Raw genomic sequence first — 16,515 nt, 5'->3', positions numbered from 1 at the left:
AAATGAGGTAGGCAGGCTCACACTTCGCGCAGGCTCTGCGCAGGTTCAATATTAATTGCCCGATAAGCCCCAATGCTGGCAACCAGTAGTGCCACGACAACCGTGATTGCCATTGCCAAGAGGCTATGCCCTAAGGTTATTTTACACAGCATCTGGTCGGTAGCCTGGCTACCGGCCAACGCCCGGTTAAAAATCTGACTGGCGATAAGATAGATGCCGTAGCCACCCACATAAGCCAGCAGGCTGAGCAGGCAGCCTTGCAATATCACATACACCCCCACCGCTGAGCTGGTGAAGCCCAAAAGGCGCAGTACGGCAATATGTTTGCGTTTACGATCGACATTGGCGATAAATGAACCGATGAGAGAGGCAATGCAGCCAATAAGTGCAGTGGCGGCAATGGTATTAAAAATGATCCCCAGCACTCGGTTGATGCTTTTCACATTTTCAATATCCGCTAGCCGGCTGGTGGTTTCGATGCGTTGCGCCTGCAGGTCGCGCTCAAGGTTGGCTACATGGTCGATGCTTTTGGCATACAACCTGGCGCGCGCATAGAGCGGTGGTTTGATACTTATCGGTTGGCCGCTATTAACGCCAAGGGCTGAGATAGTGTAGCCGTCTCTGAAATACTCGAGCATCAGGAGCAGGGTGGGTTGGGTAAATATGGCTGCCCGGTTGAAATAGGTGGCCGGTAATATGCCGATAACGGTCAGACTTTTATGCCCCCATTCCCGGCGCTCTTCAAGCTGACGACTCACGCGCAGGGTGAGGGTATCACCGACTTTGACCGCAAGTTTTCGTGCGGCTTCCTGGGTTAAGACGACCTCATTTTCATGCAGGATCTCAAGCTTGCCTAATAGCGGGTCACCGGCATCGGTCGGAATTACTTCGGCATTTTCGATGAAATGGCGGTTGTCCACCTGCAGATCGGCAAGGGTATTGAGCGAACGTGTCAGTCCGATAGCAAAACCCACATCGGGGCGTTGACGCAACTGTTCTATCCAGCTTTGCTCATAACTGCCACTGCTCAGCATCTTGATTTCCAGATTACGGGGATCATTGGCCAGGTCATCCTGCAATTGACTGACAATGCCAAAACGCAAACCGAATAGCAGCAATAGTGGGGCGATAACCGCAACAAGGGAGGAAATAATACAAAAAGAGATAATGCGATCGTACCACAGATCTTGCAGTGCCAGGCGACCCAGCAGCAGGGTTCGGTTAAAGGACAAAGTGGGTTCCTCTCCGGGCATGTGCTTCAGACTGATCAGATGCACCGGAGTCATGACGGGCAACTAAACAAGGTAAATTGAAACGTTGCACCAGCGGCCAGTCGTGACAGACAACCAGTGCCATCATTCGTTCCTGAGCAACCAGGTCGATAAACAGGCTAAACAGTTGCTGCGCATTGTAGGGATCAAGTGCGGCAGTGGGTTCGTCGGCCAGCACTAACCCAGGGCGGTGCATGATGGCGCGGGCAAATGCGGTTCTCTGTCTTTCACCAAATGACAGTTGTGCCGGGTACTTGCTTAACAGTGGGCCAAGCTTCAGGGTATCGATAACCCTGTTCAACATGGCTTTATCCGCCACCATGCCAATCAACTGGCATGGAAGCCGTATGTTGTCCTGCACGCTCAGAAAGGGAAGCAGGCCACCATTTTGCAGCACAAACCCTAGATGGTGGGCGCGAATGTCGGCCAATTCTGCTTGCTGATTGCGATTGAGCAGTGTGGCAACATCCAGCCATTTTTGATCATGCAACTCGAAACGCCCAACGCTGACAGGGCGCAACAGTAAGCCGATCGCTTCAAGCAGAGTACTTTTGCCACAGCCGCTTTCACCGGTAACTGCCACTACCTGACCTGGCCGCAGCGTAAGCTGCGGTAGGTAGACATGATGAGCTTGAGAACCCTGACCACGTACAACACACAAATCGTCTATGTGTAGCATCAAGGCATCATTTCCAGCGGTACAGGGTATACGCGATCGCGGGGATCGCCGCCTTTGGCGAGCTCAACCCAGCGATCAACATCGGCATTATATTTCTGGTAATAACGTAGCTTGGCCGAAAGGGTGCGGATAAACTTCTCCTGCGACAAGCCATCCCAGCTTTTCCATGTCTCTGCATCAAGATTCAGGACATCGCTACGGTAAGGCAGGTCAGCAAGATATTCCCCTAACACACCGAGATCGTTGATTTTGGCGCTTTCCTGCAGCTTCAACTGGTTAGGATCGGCACCCATGGTGGCGGCGACGGTGCGTAAGCGCTCAAACATTTTATCCGGCGAGATCATGCCTTCGTTTGCTGCTTGCAGGATCTGACTCACCACATCGCTCAGGTCGCTCAACTGCCCTTTGGTAAGCAGTACGCGAACGTCTGTGGTCGGGATGTTTTGCTTGATAAGATCGCGGTCACTGATCCAGGCCTTAAACACCAACGGTGCCTGGGTATCATTCTTTTTGCCCAGCCAGGCCAACTGCATGGCATGACCAATCAATGCAGTGTCCCCCAGCAATTTCTCCTCAGATGTCGGCTTTTTTCCACCATCTTTAGAATAGAGTGCGCTGCCGATTGCCGGATCGCCCACATAGGCAGACTTGACCTGTTCTGTGATGGCGCCGGCCAGCATATCAACCTGCTGACCAAAAGTTTTCAGGTTGCCAGCGTCAACGGATTGGTAAAGGTTGGACTGCGTACTGTCAAAGTTGGAGAGATCCCGGTACTGGCCTTCAGCTTTCGCATGATCGTCTTTGCCGGTAGGGGTCTTCAGGTGCAGAGTATAAATAGCAATGCCCCTGTTGCCTGCTTCCAAACGTAGCTGTTTGGCATCTAGACCAGTGGCTGAAAGTTTATTGCTGCCCTCAATGGCACCAGCGTCGGTGATTAAGACGATGTAACGCGCACCGAAAGAACTCCAGTCAATGTTGTCGATAGCAGAAAGTACACCGGCATAAGCATCTTCATCGTACAGAGAACTGGATACTTTGGCTTCTTTCAGACCCGCAACTTTTTTCAGAAAGTCCTCACCATTTTTGACCTGATTAGGATCGGCGAAGACCTTCGAGGTGTACTCCAGGCCAGGAACGGCTTTGGTGTTTGAACGGAATGAAACCAGACCAAACTTCACCTGTTCTTGCAGGTGTTCCTGTTTAATCTTGTCGTAAATTTTGTTGACCGCTTCTTTTGTTCGCTCGATGTATGGGCCCATAGAAATGGTCGAGTCGATAACGAAAACCACTGTGGCATTAAAGCCTTCAAGCTGGTTGATATCATCACTCTGTTTAGGGTTGGGATCAGCCTTGCTAACGGAGGCAACGTTGAGTAAGCGGGTGTAGAACCCGCTTTCAGTCATCACCTCTTCCCCGCTGAGGATCGGCAACAGGTAGAACTGTTTTTGCAGATCAACAAAGTATTCCGGCTCCTGAGCCAGAACGCCATCAGCACTCCCGTCGCGTTTCAGATGGGCGCGCAATGGTGCAACCACCGAAACGGGGTCAGGAGCGGAGAGAATATCATCCAGGTTTTTTTTATCTTTGAAAAACACCAGCCGGTCACGGTTCGCCGGGTTGGTAAAGGCCAGGGTTAGCTGCATTTTCCAATCAACGGTGCACGACTGCGGTAACCAGCCAATGGTTTTACCATAGCTGTCAGGCCCAACCTGGACCCAGTTTTGCCCATTCATATCTGCTTTTTGATAAACATAAAAGCTGCTAAACGCCGGTTGTAATTCACCCTTATCATCGCCAGCCATTGTGCCCAGTTTGCAACCCGGCGTGGTCAGAACTCTTTGAAATAAGGTTTTCTTTCCTTCCTGTAGCAGGGGTTTGTCTCCCTCTGCCGCAAACGCCTGGCTTGCGAAAAGCAGGCCACATAAAGGTAGTACCAGTCGAAGAAAATGCGTTTTCATCATTTTCTTAGCTCCTCAATGCGTTGTTTGGCTTTTGGGTTTTCTGGCTCGGTTTGCAGGACTGTTTCATACCAGTAAGCTGCGGTATCGGGATCTGCGGTTTTGAAACACTCGCTTGGCTTATGATCCAGCGGATCGTATTCACTGGCATAAGCGAGGGCTATCTTAATATCTCCTCCCTGAGCGCGGTTGGCGTACAGGCGCTGGGCTACACCGCATTTTTTCACGTCTTTGGCAGCCTGAATTATTGTCAGCAACTGGTCACTGTCGAGCTTTTGTTGCACGCAGTTTTGCACAAAATCAAGCTCACTCTGGCTTGCTAGGTTAGCAGGTGAGCACTCGCTGGCATCGGGTTTGGCTACCGCTACAGCTGGGACTGCAACTGTCGGGACTGCCGGTTGTTTGTCCATAGTAGCTGGCAGAGTGTGGTCGCTGTCCCGTCCTATAAACCACCATAGCGCTCCAGCGACAATCAGCAACACCAACAGTCCGGCAGCGATCATCGGAATAAGGGAACCGCTGCGTTTGGGCTGAGATGGAGCAGGTGATGGAAGCGGCTCTGCTGGTATTAACACAGATTCTGCTACCAGAACAGGTTCTGGCGGTGGGGTTGGAGCCAATGTGGTCAATACGCTACTGCCGCTGTAGTTGCCGGTTTGTCCACGGGCATCGGATGAGAACAACTCATCGCGTACCAGTTGTAGTGTCGTACTACGGGTTTCACCCGACGCCAGCTGGAGCTGAATTTGTACCTGGCTTGCTCTCTCCAGCAGTGGGTCAAGCAAGGTCGGGCCAATACGAAAACCGCTGCCATTGTTAAATGGATAGCCGCCATCGATGGTAAACCAGTGCGGTGCCGAGCTCCAACTGTTGTCAGGTTGTAGATAGTTTTGCTCATTGTTACAAAGACTAAAGGTCAGGTTTGACAGTACTGCCTGTTCGCCACGCAGGCGAATCATCAATTGTGCTGTACCCGGCACTGCTGGTTGGCTGGGGAAGATTTTTGCTAGCATGACAAGTTCTCTTGTTTCATTTGGCCGATGATTTGACCAAGTTGCCGGTTATGTTCAAAGGAGATGTCGTGGGTGGCACTATGGCCCGCATTGTCCAGGATGATTGTCATTAATGCCGATAGCCAGTCACCCATATAGGAGACACCTGGCTGTGGGGCGACAGCGGCCAGCTGTGGCAGCTCATCGCTGGCAAGAGAGGCCTGACGTGCAAAGACTTTCTGCTTCTCACCCACATAGCTATTGGGGATCTTCTCTTCTGGCAAAGAGAGGTAGCCAAACCAGGCAATAAAATCACGCATCACCAGTTGGGCACGCAGTACCTGGCGTGCCAGTAACTGCTCACGACGTGTACCTGCCTGCTCCTGACCTGCCAGAGCGCGTTTTAACATGCCTTCCAGATCCAGACGCGTGGCAGCAGTGATCAGCTCTTCACACAACAGATTGATCATCTGGCTGTTCATTCCCAGTTGTTGCCATTGAGTGTTTTGCTGTGGCAACTCTCTCAGGTGCGCCACCCAGGCTTTGAATGCCTGATGGGCAAATTCGTCATCCCGCCCTACGCGTTCCGGCGCGAGGGCGGATTCAACAACGGTGGGCTGCTTATCAACAGGGGCATCGCCGAAAGGATTGCTGGCAAATGGGTTACTGCCAAAAGGATTGGCAGTAAAGGTATTCTGCGGATGCTGTTCAGTGCCAGTTTGCGGCTCTTGCTCCTGATTACGAATACTCAGATAGACATTGTGTAGTTCATGGGAGGGAAGATCCAGGTTGCCGATCATCTCACCCAGGCTATGCGGGCAGGCGGACAAACCTTGCCACAGATCTTTGGCAATGGCTTGTTTTTTTACGATCTGGCCGTCACCGTCCTGTTCGTACCAACGACCGAGGCGGTGATCACCTGTTTCGTGTCGGCATTGCAATAACTGTTCACGCAGACGCTGTAATTTGAATTCCAGATGGGCGACACCGCGCAAAGCACCAGTCAGGCGGGATACTCCCCCATCGTTGAGCTTAAGCATCTCTTGCCACGCTTCTTTCGGCTCGGCAACGTGATGGCGTACATTATTACCCGCGACAAAGATACGGCCCATGGTGTCGAGCACATCGCAATAGCGTTCAGCGAGAGACACTTCTTTAGATCTCCCCTGGACGGGTTCATTTTCAAGAGTCAGGAAGGGGTTATCCATCCCAGGTTTACGTACCAGGAAGCAGTTATCAAACGGCTTGCCGGGTGACCATTCTTTCAACCAGTCGTACTGAGCAAAACGTTCCAGCAGCGTCATATGCAGCATGCCTTCCCAGGCCTCTTTTAACTGACTTTCGGTTTTTTTCAGATTGTCCGTGATACGCATATCACACATGGTAATGGCCCAGAACAAGCCTGCTTTACTTTTCCCGCGCTCTTTTGCGGTTTTGCCTTGCGTCTTCTCCACCCAGCGTGTGAGTACCGGGCCAACATCGGAAACGTCGCTTTGTTTAAACGAGCTTGCGCACACCACCAGGGCATTCATCTCCTGGTTATCGGTGTAGCGCTCAAAAAGGTAGGCGACCTTGCCGCGCAGTAATAATTGCGATACCGGATTCTGACCATCCTGAGCGGCATCTTTCAGTGCGAGGAGCTTAAGTCGCCCGCGATAGCCAGGGAAGTCGAGTAAGTCGACCTGTTCCATCACACTATTGTTAGTGACTTCCGCCAGCGGGAAAATGAGCTCAGAGGTCAATGCCGCCAGCTCAGCTTGTGACAAAACGGCGCTGCCGGTTTGCTGGTTCTCTTGCCAGAAGCGTATTTCGACGGTGCGATCCTGATTCGAACCGAGACGATTCAGGCTGTCGACATTCATAATGCTGCCGCTGCTGTGATCGATAAGCGTATCTAAGGGGGCAAACACCATTTTTGCATGGTTGAGTTTCGCCAGCACATTAGACAGTGAACGATAGGTCTCGGTTAGCTCCGGCTGCTCCCCCCACAGCAGAGAGAAGAGGTCCGCACGTTCGTGTGGGGTGAGTGCAGGTGCGATTTTAAGCACCTGTGGCCACCAGGCGTGCTCAAGTTTCTCCACTGATTTTTTGAATGACGCGTTGAGATAGTCCCACAGTGCCACCACGTCCTCGCTGTTGACACCATTATTAGCGCTAGCCTGGCCGGCACGTTGCAGGAATGGACGCAGACATTCTTCAATGCGGTTCTCGTCAATCTTATAATTCAGGTGTTCATGGTTGAAGTCGTTAAACCAGGTGTTGGCGAAGATCTTTGCTAGGTCAATTTCACTGAACAGGCGCAAAGGGATCGGGTAACCCACCGGGGCATCGGGCGCGTGTCTGGTAAAGCGTGTGACCAGGCCGGTCGCCTCTTTGCCCCCGCCTACTGGGTTGACCTCTTTAATAAAGTCCACCTCCTGGGCGCCATAGCGGGCTTGCAACTCGCCATTATTACCCGCCGCTAACGCCGAAATAAGATAGGACTTACCCGCTTGCGAGATGCCGAAGAAACCCACGGTCATCGGAGTGGTGGAGACCTGAGTGAGGCTATTAGCCAGATTGCGGGTGCGCAGCAAACTCAGGTTGAGCTTATCTGCTTCGTTATCCAGGCGGCGAGAGCTGGTTCGCACGCTGTCAACCCAACCCAGTGCATCCTGACAACCCTGAGCGATAGCAGCCCAACCTTGTTGCAGAGTATCTTGATCGTTGTTCATTATTTTTTCACACTCCCGCTATCGAGCCAGTGTCGACTGTCAATGAGTCCCGTATCGGGCATGGTATTGAGTTCCAGCGCTAAGTCATTTTTGCTGAAAGACTTGTCGGTATTGCTGCTCACATCAGCGATGATCAGGCGATCACTGATAAGCCCCAGTTTGTGGGCGGCCTTGCCTTTATCAATCGTCAGTCTGACTTTGAGGTACGGGGAGCCGCTGTCTGTGGATGTCGCCTTTGAGAATTTTTCACGGCCCGACTCGCTAAACCGCAGGGTGTATAAGGGCGCTGCGGACCAGCGCTCTGCATCCAACTGGCGATAACCTAGGCGTAGATCGCCACGCATGACAATGCTTTGCGTTGTTGCCTCTCCCTCCTGATTCATTATCACCGGCAATTTAATCTGCCCGTCTTCTGATTCGATGTGACGATAGACAACGTCGGCATCGTGGATCAGGTTATCCATATCGATGATACCGATATGGCGAATGGTCGAATAAGGCTTCAGCGCCGAGATACGGAAATGGAAGTTGGGAATGCTGTGGTTAGCGCAGAGCTGCGATAGCATTGCGCCGACTGATGCGGTGCTCTTTGGATCGTCAATATGGCCGTTTTTATGAAACGGATACCAGGTACCTGTCTGGTAGCCATGCAGCGCTAAAATGCGCCCCGGAGGTAAGGGTAGATTGCGACGGACGATGGTCTGAATACCCGGCAGTTGCGACGGGCGACCGGTAAGCAGCAGCAGGTCGCAGTGGTAACAGGATAAAACCTCGCACAGCGCAGTAAGGACTTTATTGATGTTGAACTTACCGGAGCACAAATCATTGTGCATCTTCGCCAGCAGGAGATTGAGGTTGATGTCAGCCAGTTTGAAGTCATTAGGGCCACCCGCCTTTTGCACTTCTCGGCGCACAAAACCCTCAACTTCGTCACTGATACTGCCAGCAGGCAGTAACTCACTAACCCGCTGATTAATGAGCAGATGCGTCTGTTCATCCTGCGGGTCATATTGCTCATATTGGGTCAATATGTGCAGGGCCAGTGGTACAAACAGCTGTAAGCTCAGTTGCTGACGCAGCACCGCTTCGGCGGCACTGATATTTTGCGAACCACACAACTGGGACATCAGCGTTTCAACGGCGCGCACACCCGCTTCACGCAGTGACAACTCGAAAGCGGGAAGTACGTAGGACTGAATCACATCCAACAGAATATCATCGCCTGCGATTTTGAAGCTGTCACGAAAACGCTGGTGGGGAATGATATGCACGTTAGCGCCACCACCGGACACCCCATTACGATCCAGTCGGTAGTCGGTGATGACCAGGTCCGTTGTGCCACCGCCGATATCAATTGACGCAATGGTGATGGTTTCCCGCTCTTTACGATCCGGACGGCCCAATGTATCGAAAAACACTTCCGGGTGACCGGCGAAGTTCTGGTTGATCTCAGTATACAGATACACCAGTTGAGCGCAGGAGGCCTCGTCCCATTCCACGCGGATCTTAGGCAGTGGGATCTTGATATTCTCCTTGCTGTGGTCGTCGAGTTCATCGGCATAAGGATCATTCTCACCAGTATGCCAACGCAGAGATTTCCACACTAAACCAATGGCTTGACGCATTCTTTCATCAAGAATACATCGTTCAGCCATCGGCAGACCTGGCGGAACAGTTAGAATAATATGCCGAAGTTGGCGAGGGAGGCCGGCATGGCCTTCGCGAATACGCTGTTCCGGGCTATTGATCTGGCTGATGGCTTGGGTCAATACCTCCGATAACATAAAGGTCATCAGAGAACTGCGCGAGTAGCGTGGCGTAAAGACTGGGATACGATCCATCTCGTCTTTAATGGTGTGCAGTGCCTCGCCTTTTTCATCAATTAAATTGGCAAAGGGGGCGGCAGTGGCGAGGGTGTTGGTATCCTGCACATAGCTGCTGTTAAAGCGCCAGCCCTGACCATAAAATTTCTCATCCCACAGGTAACGTTTTGGGCTGGATAATCCCGTAGAGCCTTCGCTCCCGCGGCGGCGCGACGCTAAACGGTTGGCTTCACCACCGATGCGGGCTATTGTCGGCCACTGGAAAGCGTCATGGCGGCCGCTGCGAACCGAGTAGTGATCTTTGCCAAAAAATGCCTGTGAGAACTCGACCTTGCTTTCAAAGGGTTCGGTATATACATGTTCGGGAGCACTAAGATCGCGCAGTTTTAGCACGTAATTGTGCATTAAGCCGGATCCTGACTGCCCGTGATCTTCAATTAAAATGCCGCAGGTACGAGAGTTACCTACATCAAGGATCAGATCGACCGGGATCGGTTTAATGGCGTTAACTTCCCGATTGGCGATCACCTTAAATTGTGGCAGCTCGATAGAGGGCTCTGTCTGGGTTTGCAGACCTTCCAGCGGAATAGCCATTAACGCCAACAGATTAAGATAGTGCGCCAGTGGATACTGTTGGGCTATCTCATCCTCGCGTTCATCGATGTCCCTGCCTTTGCTGGCTTCTTTAAAGACTTCGATCAGCCAGTCTTTTACCCAGTCCTGGGTCAAATACCAGTTGAGTGCATAGGTGGCGGTTGCCACTGCAAAGGTGGCTCCAGCATTCACATCCTCATGATTAGGGCTGAGGTCGGCTGCCGATTGCTGTTTTGCCATGATGCGGGTATCGATAGCCAGCGTCATTCGGTGACTATGGCCATCCATATCCGGTTCAGGCAGCTTCACTATACGGAAACGTGCCCAGTTCAGTGGCCCTTCCTGGTAAATATTCGGCAGACTAAAACGAAACAGAGGGAGCGGTATCCAGACGCTGTCCAGCAATTTAAGGCTCTGCTCGACAGGTATGTCGTATTGGCTTTTAGCCTTCTCAATATTGTCAGGTGTCGGCTGATAGAAATAGTAATCACGCTGCTCGTTGTAAATCAGACGAGTGAGTACGCCGTTCGCTAGTTTGACAAATTCACCAACTGGCTGGCGTCTGAGGTTTAAGCCGAAATCCATAAACTGAATTCCGGAGTCACCGACGAGGGTGATCTGACGATCAAAAGAAACAATCTCAGGCAACATAATGTAATTCGTCCCTGTTTAAGTATTGGGCTGAAGCATGCGAATGGGGAAGGTTTTATCCTCATCATTGTTGCCGACACAATCGGCGTGACCAGAAGCAGGTGATTTGCACTCTATTTGGGGGCCAATGAAATTTGAGCCATCGCTACATTTCATCTGTTCGGGATTCGTAATGCGGAGTGCACCTTGCTGCACACTCCCTCTGGCAGCACCGGTGCAAGTTACGCCATTGGATTGACGTACGCTGACGCTACCATTGCCCTGGTTAAAGTTGTATTGCAACTGCAACGGGCGGCCAGTGAGTTTGTCCTGAATTCCGCCATTGACCTGCCATTGCCCGTTAAGAAACTGAGCTGGGCCATCAGGTAAGGTGGCGGGAAGCGTTAGAGGTTCGCCCTGAGCGGGTATCACAGGCGGCACGGTATTTGGGACAATAGCGGGCTTGCAGGGCTCACTGTTTTGCGCCTCCGGCGTTGCTGGCGGAACAGTATCAGCCGCAGGTTCAGTAACAGGAACTTCGCTGTTGCTTACCGGCTCTTGCGCCTCGCTGGCATTATCAGTTGCCTTCAGGGCGGGAACGTCAGCGTCAGTAGCCGCAGAATCACCTGAGGTATGTGCGTGTGCGCCATCCAGAGCCTGAATTGCGTCGGCTGAACCAACGACTGGCACGCTGGTGGCTGCGTTCGTTGCACTGGTTGTCACCGGGATATTCACGCTGGAGATTATAGGGGGATCTCCCTTTAAGGCTTTGCTATTCGCGGCATTGCTGACTGGTTGGCTGAGGTTTTTCTCACTGGAGGATCCTGGCAGACCAGGAAGTGAGAGAGACGGAAAGTAGCCACGCAGTAACCCTAGTAGTAGGGCAAGTAAAAGCAGGGCTAAAAGTAACCAGAGCAACCAGCGCCAGTTCCAGCATCGGGTGTGCGTAACGGTCTCGGTAGTATCGATATCGGTTGGTGCCTGTTGTGCTAGCGGCTGAGTTAATGGGGCAACGGATGTTTGTACCGGTACAGAGGAAGGTTGCAGCCAGTGCATGGGATTACGCTGCTCGCCACCTGGGTGAATAAAGCCCCAGAAAGTAATAACCAGCACCCCGTTAACCAGATAAAGAAACTCATCATCAGGGAAGTGGACTACCAATTTTAATAATTGGGTAAACACCCGGCGATCGCCACCTGCACCACTTTTTTCTGCATTAAGCATCTGCTCGCTTAATCGCTGTACCGCCATCTGGAATTCGTTGAATTGCTGACGCGCGGAGGCACGCTCGCTTTCAGTTGCACCACTCCATGGAATGACATCACCGGCAAAACTGCTGTACCAGTCGGTCCGATCACCGCCCTGGTCATTTTGCGGAACGGCAAGATGTCGGGCCAGGTCGCGCCCGGCATCAAGGCGGTAAATGGCTTCACGTAGCTGAAATGCCATCTTAAACACGGGATAGCCGGTTTCACCCAGCGCCTTAAACGAAGAGTTATTCCCGGTACGTAGCAGTGGTCCCTGAGTCGAATTTCGCATTGTCTAAACCTTGTAAGGCTGTTAATTAACGCAAGTCATATGAATGTGGCTAATTTTTACTCGCACCAGGTGTCCATTTAAAGCCCCAACCATAATGCTTATCCAGTGACTCCCGATCGCGGAAGAAGCTGTTGAGCCGCTCAACTTTGATGTCACCATCAACATTCTTTAATCTGGCGATTGCCGCGACACTATTGAGTTCATATCCATTAGTCAACGTGGAGCTGATTGGCGGCTGGTCTGGGACATAGATCGTGATAGTGGCATCGGTGCCCTGCCAGTTATCCGTACCACCATAGATGAAGCTATAAATCAGCACTTCATCAATTTCCTGCCATTGACTGCCGTTGATAAATAGCCATTCACCATCCTGGTCGTCGCCCCCACGCAGATCTTTTTGCAATAACATAAAGGGAGGTTTGTCATAGTCGCCAAGAAATTTACTGAGTGCCTCAACGCCACTTTTCTTGCCATTTTTGAAGCGAACAAATGTGGCAATATCCAGATCCACTGGCTCTTTATGCTGGCCCTGTTGCCAGGTCAGATTGACCTTGATGCGCCCGAAGTTCTTTCTTTTTTCGAGATTGATACTCGGATTATCCTGCGTTAACTGGGTATTTTTCGGCGGGGAGTCGGCAACCGCTGCAGGCGTTTCGTTCTGCACAGGAAGGGCCGCGTCAGGACGATTATGACCGGTAAACCACCACCAGTAGAGTGCTAGCGAGAGCAATAACAGCAATAGCAGCCAAGGAAGGAATCGTCGCCACCACGGCACTAGTGCCACCGTAGCAGGGGATTCCTGTACTTGGGTTACCCAGTTGATCAATACGGGCTCGCCACCGACACCATAACAGGTCAGTTCCTGTGAATGGGTAAGCAGCGTTTGCAACGCCTGGGCCGGTTTTGCTTCCCCATGAGTTTTAAGCTGTTCAATCAAGCTTGCAACAGTATCCTGATACTGTTGGCGCTTGCTCTGGACCTTGAGTTGTTCAGCGTCGCTCAGTGCTGACAGCAGGGTTGCAAGCCCTTGCCGTTCTGTCCACCACTCCAGATCCCCTTCGACATTACGACGTGCCGTCGCATAAAGTAACGCAAGGGAAGGGGGAAGATAACGGTGGATCATAGCGACCGTTTCTTCATAGGTGGTGAGGGTTGAATCATCAATTGGCGCTGATCTTGTTAATCGTTGCATAGCCCGGATTCATTGTTGTTGTCATTAGCATCAGACGCTGATCGGCAAAGTGAGGCCACTGCTTTCACATGGTCTGGTTTTGGCAACGCGGCGGCCTTAAAAGGCCGCCACGCAAATGGCACTTCTACTGAAGCGCGTTGGCTTGCTCAAGCGCTGCGACTCTTTTTTTGGCTTCAGCAATTTTCTTCTCAATAGCGGTAATTTCACTGTCGCTATGGGATTGCTGAGATTGGCGTTGCAACTCTTGCAATTGCTTAATTTCTTGCTGGCGCTGCTTGTTGTTCACGTTGCTCGACTGGAGCTTTTTAAGTGTCTGCACCAAATCGGATTGCGCCGCGGTTAACCGGGTTTGTTCATCTGCCAGCTTCTGGCTTGCGGCTAGCTCCCTTTTTTGGGTATCAGCAAGGTCCTGTTGAGCAATTTTATTGTCCCGCTGGCTTTGTAGTACCTGGCGCTCCTGCTCGTCGACTTTCTGTCTATATCCACCGGAGGTCGTGCAGCTCAACTTGGTAATAAAACTTGGGTCTTGAGCATGTAAATCGCAGTCCTGGGGCGAAGTGGCGCAACCAGTAAGCAACAGTGAAGCGAGTATTAAGTATTTTCTCATGAGAGGTCCATGAATTGAGAGTGCTAAATAAAATGTCGAGTGCAGCAATAGGCATAAATAGGGCCGTAATAATATCGGCCCGTAATTATTAACCCAGTGAAATAGCCTGGCGTTGGCTGTACAAACCATTCGCTTCTGTTTCCAAAGCACTAATCTGACCATCGAGTTGGCTATACTCTGTGTTCAGAATTTTCAACTTATTTTTCTCAGCCTCGCTGGTCGTTTTTTGTCCCTGCAGGGCCACTTTATAAGCCGTGCTTTTTTCTTTCATGACCTTGATTTTGTCTTTCATGACTTTGATGTTGGCATCAACCTGCGCCAGTTCTTTATTAGCACTGGCTTTATCAAAGCCAGCATTGTCTTTCTGCAGGCTAATTTTGGTCAGTGTGGCATGGTTATCACTGATAACCTGTTTCATGGCTGCGGTTGTTTTCGCTAAGTCAGCGGTATCTTTGCTGATGTCTTTATCCATCGCCTGCAGGCGATCTGCTGTGGTGGCGTAATCTTTTTTCAGATTATCCAGGTAGTAGTTTGTCGCCATACCTGCAGCACATCCGGCAGCTCCACCAACTGCGGCCCCAACTAAGGCCTTTTTGCCATCTCCAGCCAATGCACCAGCCAGTGCGCCAAGACCTGCCCCTGCCAGAGCACCGAAGCCACAGCCCTGGGCTGCTGAGCTAGTAAAGAACTCGGATTGTTCGCCGCTGGTCAGTCGTGGATCGGGTTTGGTACTAGATAAGAGAGAGCTACCTGTATTGGCACAGCCACTAAGAAGAAGGGTTAGAGAAACCAGAAGACAGGTTGGGCTACACTTAAACTTATTCGCCATTATTTTATCCTTAAGTTATCGAATGGAGCAGTGTGGGTACAGTGTGCTGTCCATCGACATTATTGCTGTAATAAATTTTTTTAAATTCGGCCGTTTATCACTAACAGCTCAACCAGACGGTATTGGCAGCATTATACACAGTTAACTTGAAGATGCATTTTCCAGTGTCTAGAAATTATCATTAATACGACGAGTCGACGTACTTGCGATTGCAGGGGTTGCGGTAGGAATTGTCACTAACGGTACGAAAGTGGGTCTTCCGCAACTTGGGTGGATCTATTTACGTCAGAGGACTCATTACTCGCCGCCGCAGTAGCTCGAATCCAGCACGCCCGTACATCTGCAGCTTCAGCATTTTCAGGCGATTTACATGCCCTTCGACTACACCGATACTCCATCTGCTGGTAATTGCTTCACATATTGCTGCTGCATCAGCCTCCATCCCGGTGGCAACACGCTGAAGCTCAACAGGGCCGCTTTCGCTGACATCAGTGAACCACCTGCTTAGCTGTGGTTTGTTTTTCGTTTTCAGGATCCGTAGAAGTCCAACGCCAATTGCTGTGCTATTTTCAACTGAGGCTCTTTTTCGCACATCAGACTAATAAAGCGGGATGCATAATTTTCTTCCCCTCTTATTATTCTCCAGGGCATCAACCACCAGCTCACCCGCGAAGCTGACGGAAGATGGGCTGGCGCAGTAACTGGTGCGCTCCCACCTTTACGCCATCTGGCAACCTCATCCCTGACGGTGGTTTCTGGCGTGGAAGCGATGCATCGGGTGTGGGTGGACTATTCTGGGAGATGGTAACCAGCGTTTGCAGAGTAAACCGAAGCGATTCCATGTCATTTTGTGTCACTAACTCCGGCGCCGGAGTGACTTCAGCCACAGTAACTTCACTTCCCTCACAAACTGACTCAGAGTCTTCATATTGAAAGGGACTCCATAGTAATTTATGTGTCCTTCCACCATTCGCCTTCACCGAAAACGTTTAAGCTGGCGGAATCGATAACGAGATGGGCAATCTCGCCGCGCGTGGGGTTTTTAAAAGGGATGCAGATGGACTTGGCCCATCTGCTGACGCAGGAATAATCCGGGCAACGAAGCGAGAGCTTCATTAAGGTAAAAATAGAGTCAATGAAGCCCTGAGCGGCACGTAGCGTGAGGCGAAAGACGCGTTTGAGCATCAGTAAGGTGGAAATAACTAACGTAGAATAACGTTGTGAGCGCCCTCGTGAAGACGTTTTTTGCTCGTCGTACCAGGCCTTGATGGCCGACTCATCAAGCCAGAATGCCAGGGAACCACGGTTGACGAGAGTCTTGTTGTAGGCCGCCCAATTAGTGACCTTGAACTTTTGCTTTGCCACGGGATACCGCTAAAGGCTCAGGAATGTGGTGATCTGATCCCGATTGCAGTCAGGAGTTCGATTTATTCATAGATGGTCGCCTCCTGTTTGCCAAGCTAAATATGTTGTGGTGGGTTTGCAGGTCGTCAATTGCAGCCATAGATCCGGACTTTGCAGAGGTGACGTGAAACACCTCTGTCCCTGATGGAATACGCTGATGGAGGCCTCTATCAACAAAGCGCTCTTTCTGTAGCCTTGAATAAACCGGATTTTCCCCATCACGGTCTGACCTGTCCTGCCATCACTTCATGCTTGCTTGAACAATCGGTGGTGTTGTTTCCGT

10 protein-coding genes and 2 pseudogenes are annotated in these 16,515 nt (G+C 51.2%); all 12 read right to left on the bottom strand.

Going from position 1 to position 16,515, the window contains the following annotated elements; all coding sequences use genetic code 11:
* Positions 1–17: 17 nt before the first annotated feature.
* Positions 18–1,232: an ABC transporter permease gene (locus ACKWMY_RS22785; protein WP_409487097.1), complete on the bottom strand. Its 1,215-nt coding sequence runs from the start codon at positions 1,230–1,232 to the stop codon at positions 18–20.
* Positions 1,222–1,950, bottom strand: coding sequence for an ABC transporter ATP-binding protein (locus ACKWMY_RS22780; RefSeq protein ID WP_409487096.1), 729 nt, complete (start codon positions 1,948–1,950; stop codon positions 1,222–1,224). Before ACKWMY_RS22780 ends, ACKWMY_RS22785 begins: the two co-directional genes overlap by 11 nt.
* Positions 1,950–3,911: a vWA domain-containing protein gene (locus tag ACKWMY_RS22775; protein WP_409487095.1), complete on the bottom strand. Its 1,962-nt coding sequence runs from the start codon at positions 3,909–3,911 to the stop codon at positions 1,950–1,952. Before ACKWMY_RS22775 ends, ACKWMY_RS22780 begins: the two co-directional genes overlap by 1 nt.
* A complete protein-coding gene (locus ACKWMY_RS22770) occupies positions 3,908–4,921 on the bottom strand; it encodes a hypothetical protein (protein ID WP_409487094.1) in 1,014 nt (337 codons plus the stop codon). Before ACKWMY_RS22770 ends, ACKWMY_RS22775 begins: the two co-directional genes overlap by 4 nt.
* On the bottom strand, positions 4,915–7,614 hold the full coding sequence (locus tag ACKWMY_RS22765; RefSeq protein ID WP_409487093.1) for a putative virulence factor: 2,700 nt from the start codon (positions 7,612–7,614) through the stop codon (positions 4,915–4,917). The genes ACKWMY_RS22770 and ACKWMY_RS22765 overlap by 7 nt, the downstream gene beginning before the upstream one ends.
* Entirely contained in the window at positions 7,614–10,682 is a 3,069-nt protein-coding gene (locus tag ACKWMY_RS22760) for a virulence factor SrfB (RefSeq protein WP_409487092.1), read from the bottom strand. Before ACKWMY_RS22760 ends, ACKWMY_RS22765 begins: the two co-directional genes overlap by 1 nt.
* Positions 10,683–10,700: 18 nt before the next feature.
* On the bottom strand, positions 10,701–12,200 hold the full coding sequence (locus tag ACKWMY_RS22755; RefSeq protein WP_409487091.1) for an SrfA family protein: 1,500 nt from the start codon (positions 12,198–12,200) through the stop codon (positions 10,701–10,703).
* A gap of 49 nt (positions 12,201–12,249) precedes the next feature.
* Entirely contained in the window at positions 12,250–13,392 is a 1,143-nt protein-coding gene (locus tag ACKWMY_RS22750; RefSeq protein WP_409487090.1) for a tellurite resistance domain protein, read from the bottom strand.
* Between the two features lie 124 nt (positions 13,393–13,516).
* On the bottom strand, positions 13,517–13,999 hold the full coding sequence (locus ACKWMY_RS22745) for a hypothetical protein (RefSeq protein WP_409487089.1): 483 nt from the start codon (positions 13,997–13,999) through the stop codon (positions 13,517–13,519).
* Positions 14,000–14,087: 88 nt separating this feature from the next.
* Positions 14,088–14,828 (bottom strand): hypothetical protein, encoded by a 741-nt coding sequence (locus ACKWMY_RS22740; protein ID WP_409487088.1) that lies wholly within the window; start codon positions 14,826–14,828, stop codon positions 14,088–14,090.
* A 280-nt stretch (positions 14,829–15,108) separates the two neighbouring features.
* Positions 15,109–15,584: pseudogene (locus ACKWMY_RS22735) on the bottom strand (transposase); the annotation flags it as partial.
* A gap of 210 nt (positions 15,585–15,794) precedes the next feature.
* Positions 15,795–16,193, bottom strand: a pseudogene (locus ACKWMY_RS22730) (transposase); the annotation flags it as partial.
* Positions 16,194–16,515: the final 322 nt, after the last annotated feature.

The organism is Serratia sp. J2, assembly GCF_046269175.1.
Classification (GTDB): Bacteria; Pseudomonadota; Gammaproteobacteria; order Enterobacterales; family Enterobacteriaceae; genus Chania; species Chania fonticola_C.
This window is presented reverse-complemented; position numbering and strand designations above follow the sequence as displayed.

Excerpts from the sequence above, each read along its gene's own strand:
- ACKWMY_RS22780 (WP_409487096.1), bottom strand. The coding sequence starts at position 1,950 with ATGCTACACATAGACGATTTGTGTGTTGTACGTGGTCAGGGTTCTCAA.
- ACKWMY_RS22775 (WP_409487095.1), bottom strand. The coding sequence starts at position 3,911 with ATGATGAAAACGCATTTTCTTCGACTGGTACTACCTTTATGTGGCCTG.
- ACKWMY_RS22770 (WP_409487094.1), bottom strand. The coding sequence starts at position 4,921 with ATGCTAGCAAAAATCTTCCCCAGCCAACCAGCAGTGCCGGGTACAGCA.
- ACKWMY_RS22765 (WP_409487093.1), bottom strand. The coding sequence starts at position 7,614 with ATGAACAACGATCAAGATACTCTGCAACAAGGTTGGGCTGCTATCGCT.
- ACKWMY_RS22760 (WP_409487092.1), bottom strand. The coding sequence starts at position 10,682 with ATGTTGCCTGAGATTGTTTCTTTTGATCGTCAGATCACCCTCGTCGGT.
- ACKWMY_RS22755 (WP_409487091.1), bottom strand. The coding sequence starts at position 12,200 with ATGCGAAATTCGACTCAGGGACCACTGCTACGTACCGGGAATAACTCT.
- ACKWMY_RS22750 (WP_409487090.1), bottom strand. The coding sequence starts at position 13,392 with ATGCAACGATTAACAAGATCAGCGCCAATTGATGATTCAACCCTCACC.
- ACKWMY_RS22745 (WP_409487089.1), bottom strand. The coding sequence starts at position 13,999 with ATGAGAAAATACTTAATACTCGCTTCACTGTTGCTTACTGGTTGCGCC.
- ACKWMY_RS22740 (WP_409487088.1), bottom strand. The coding sequence starts at position 14,828 with ATGGCGAATAAGTTTAAGTGTAGCCCAACCTGTCTTCTGGTTTCTCTA.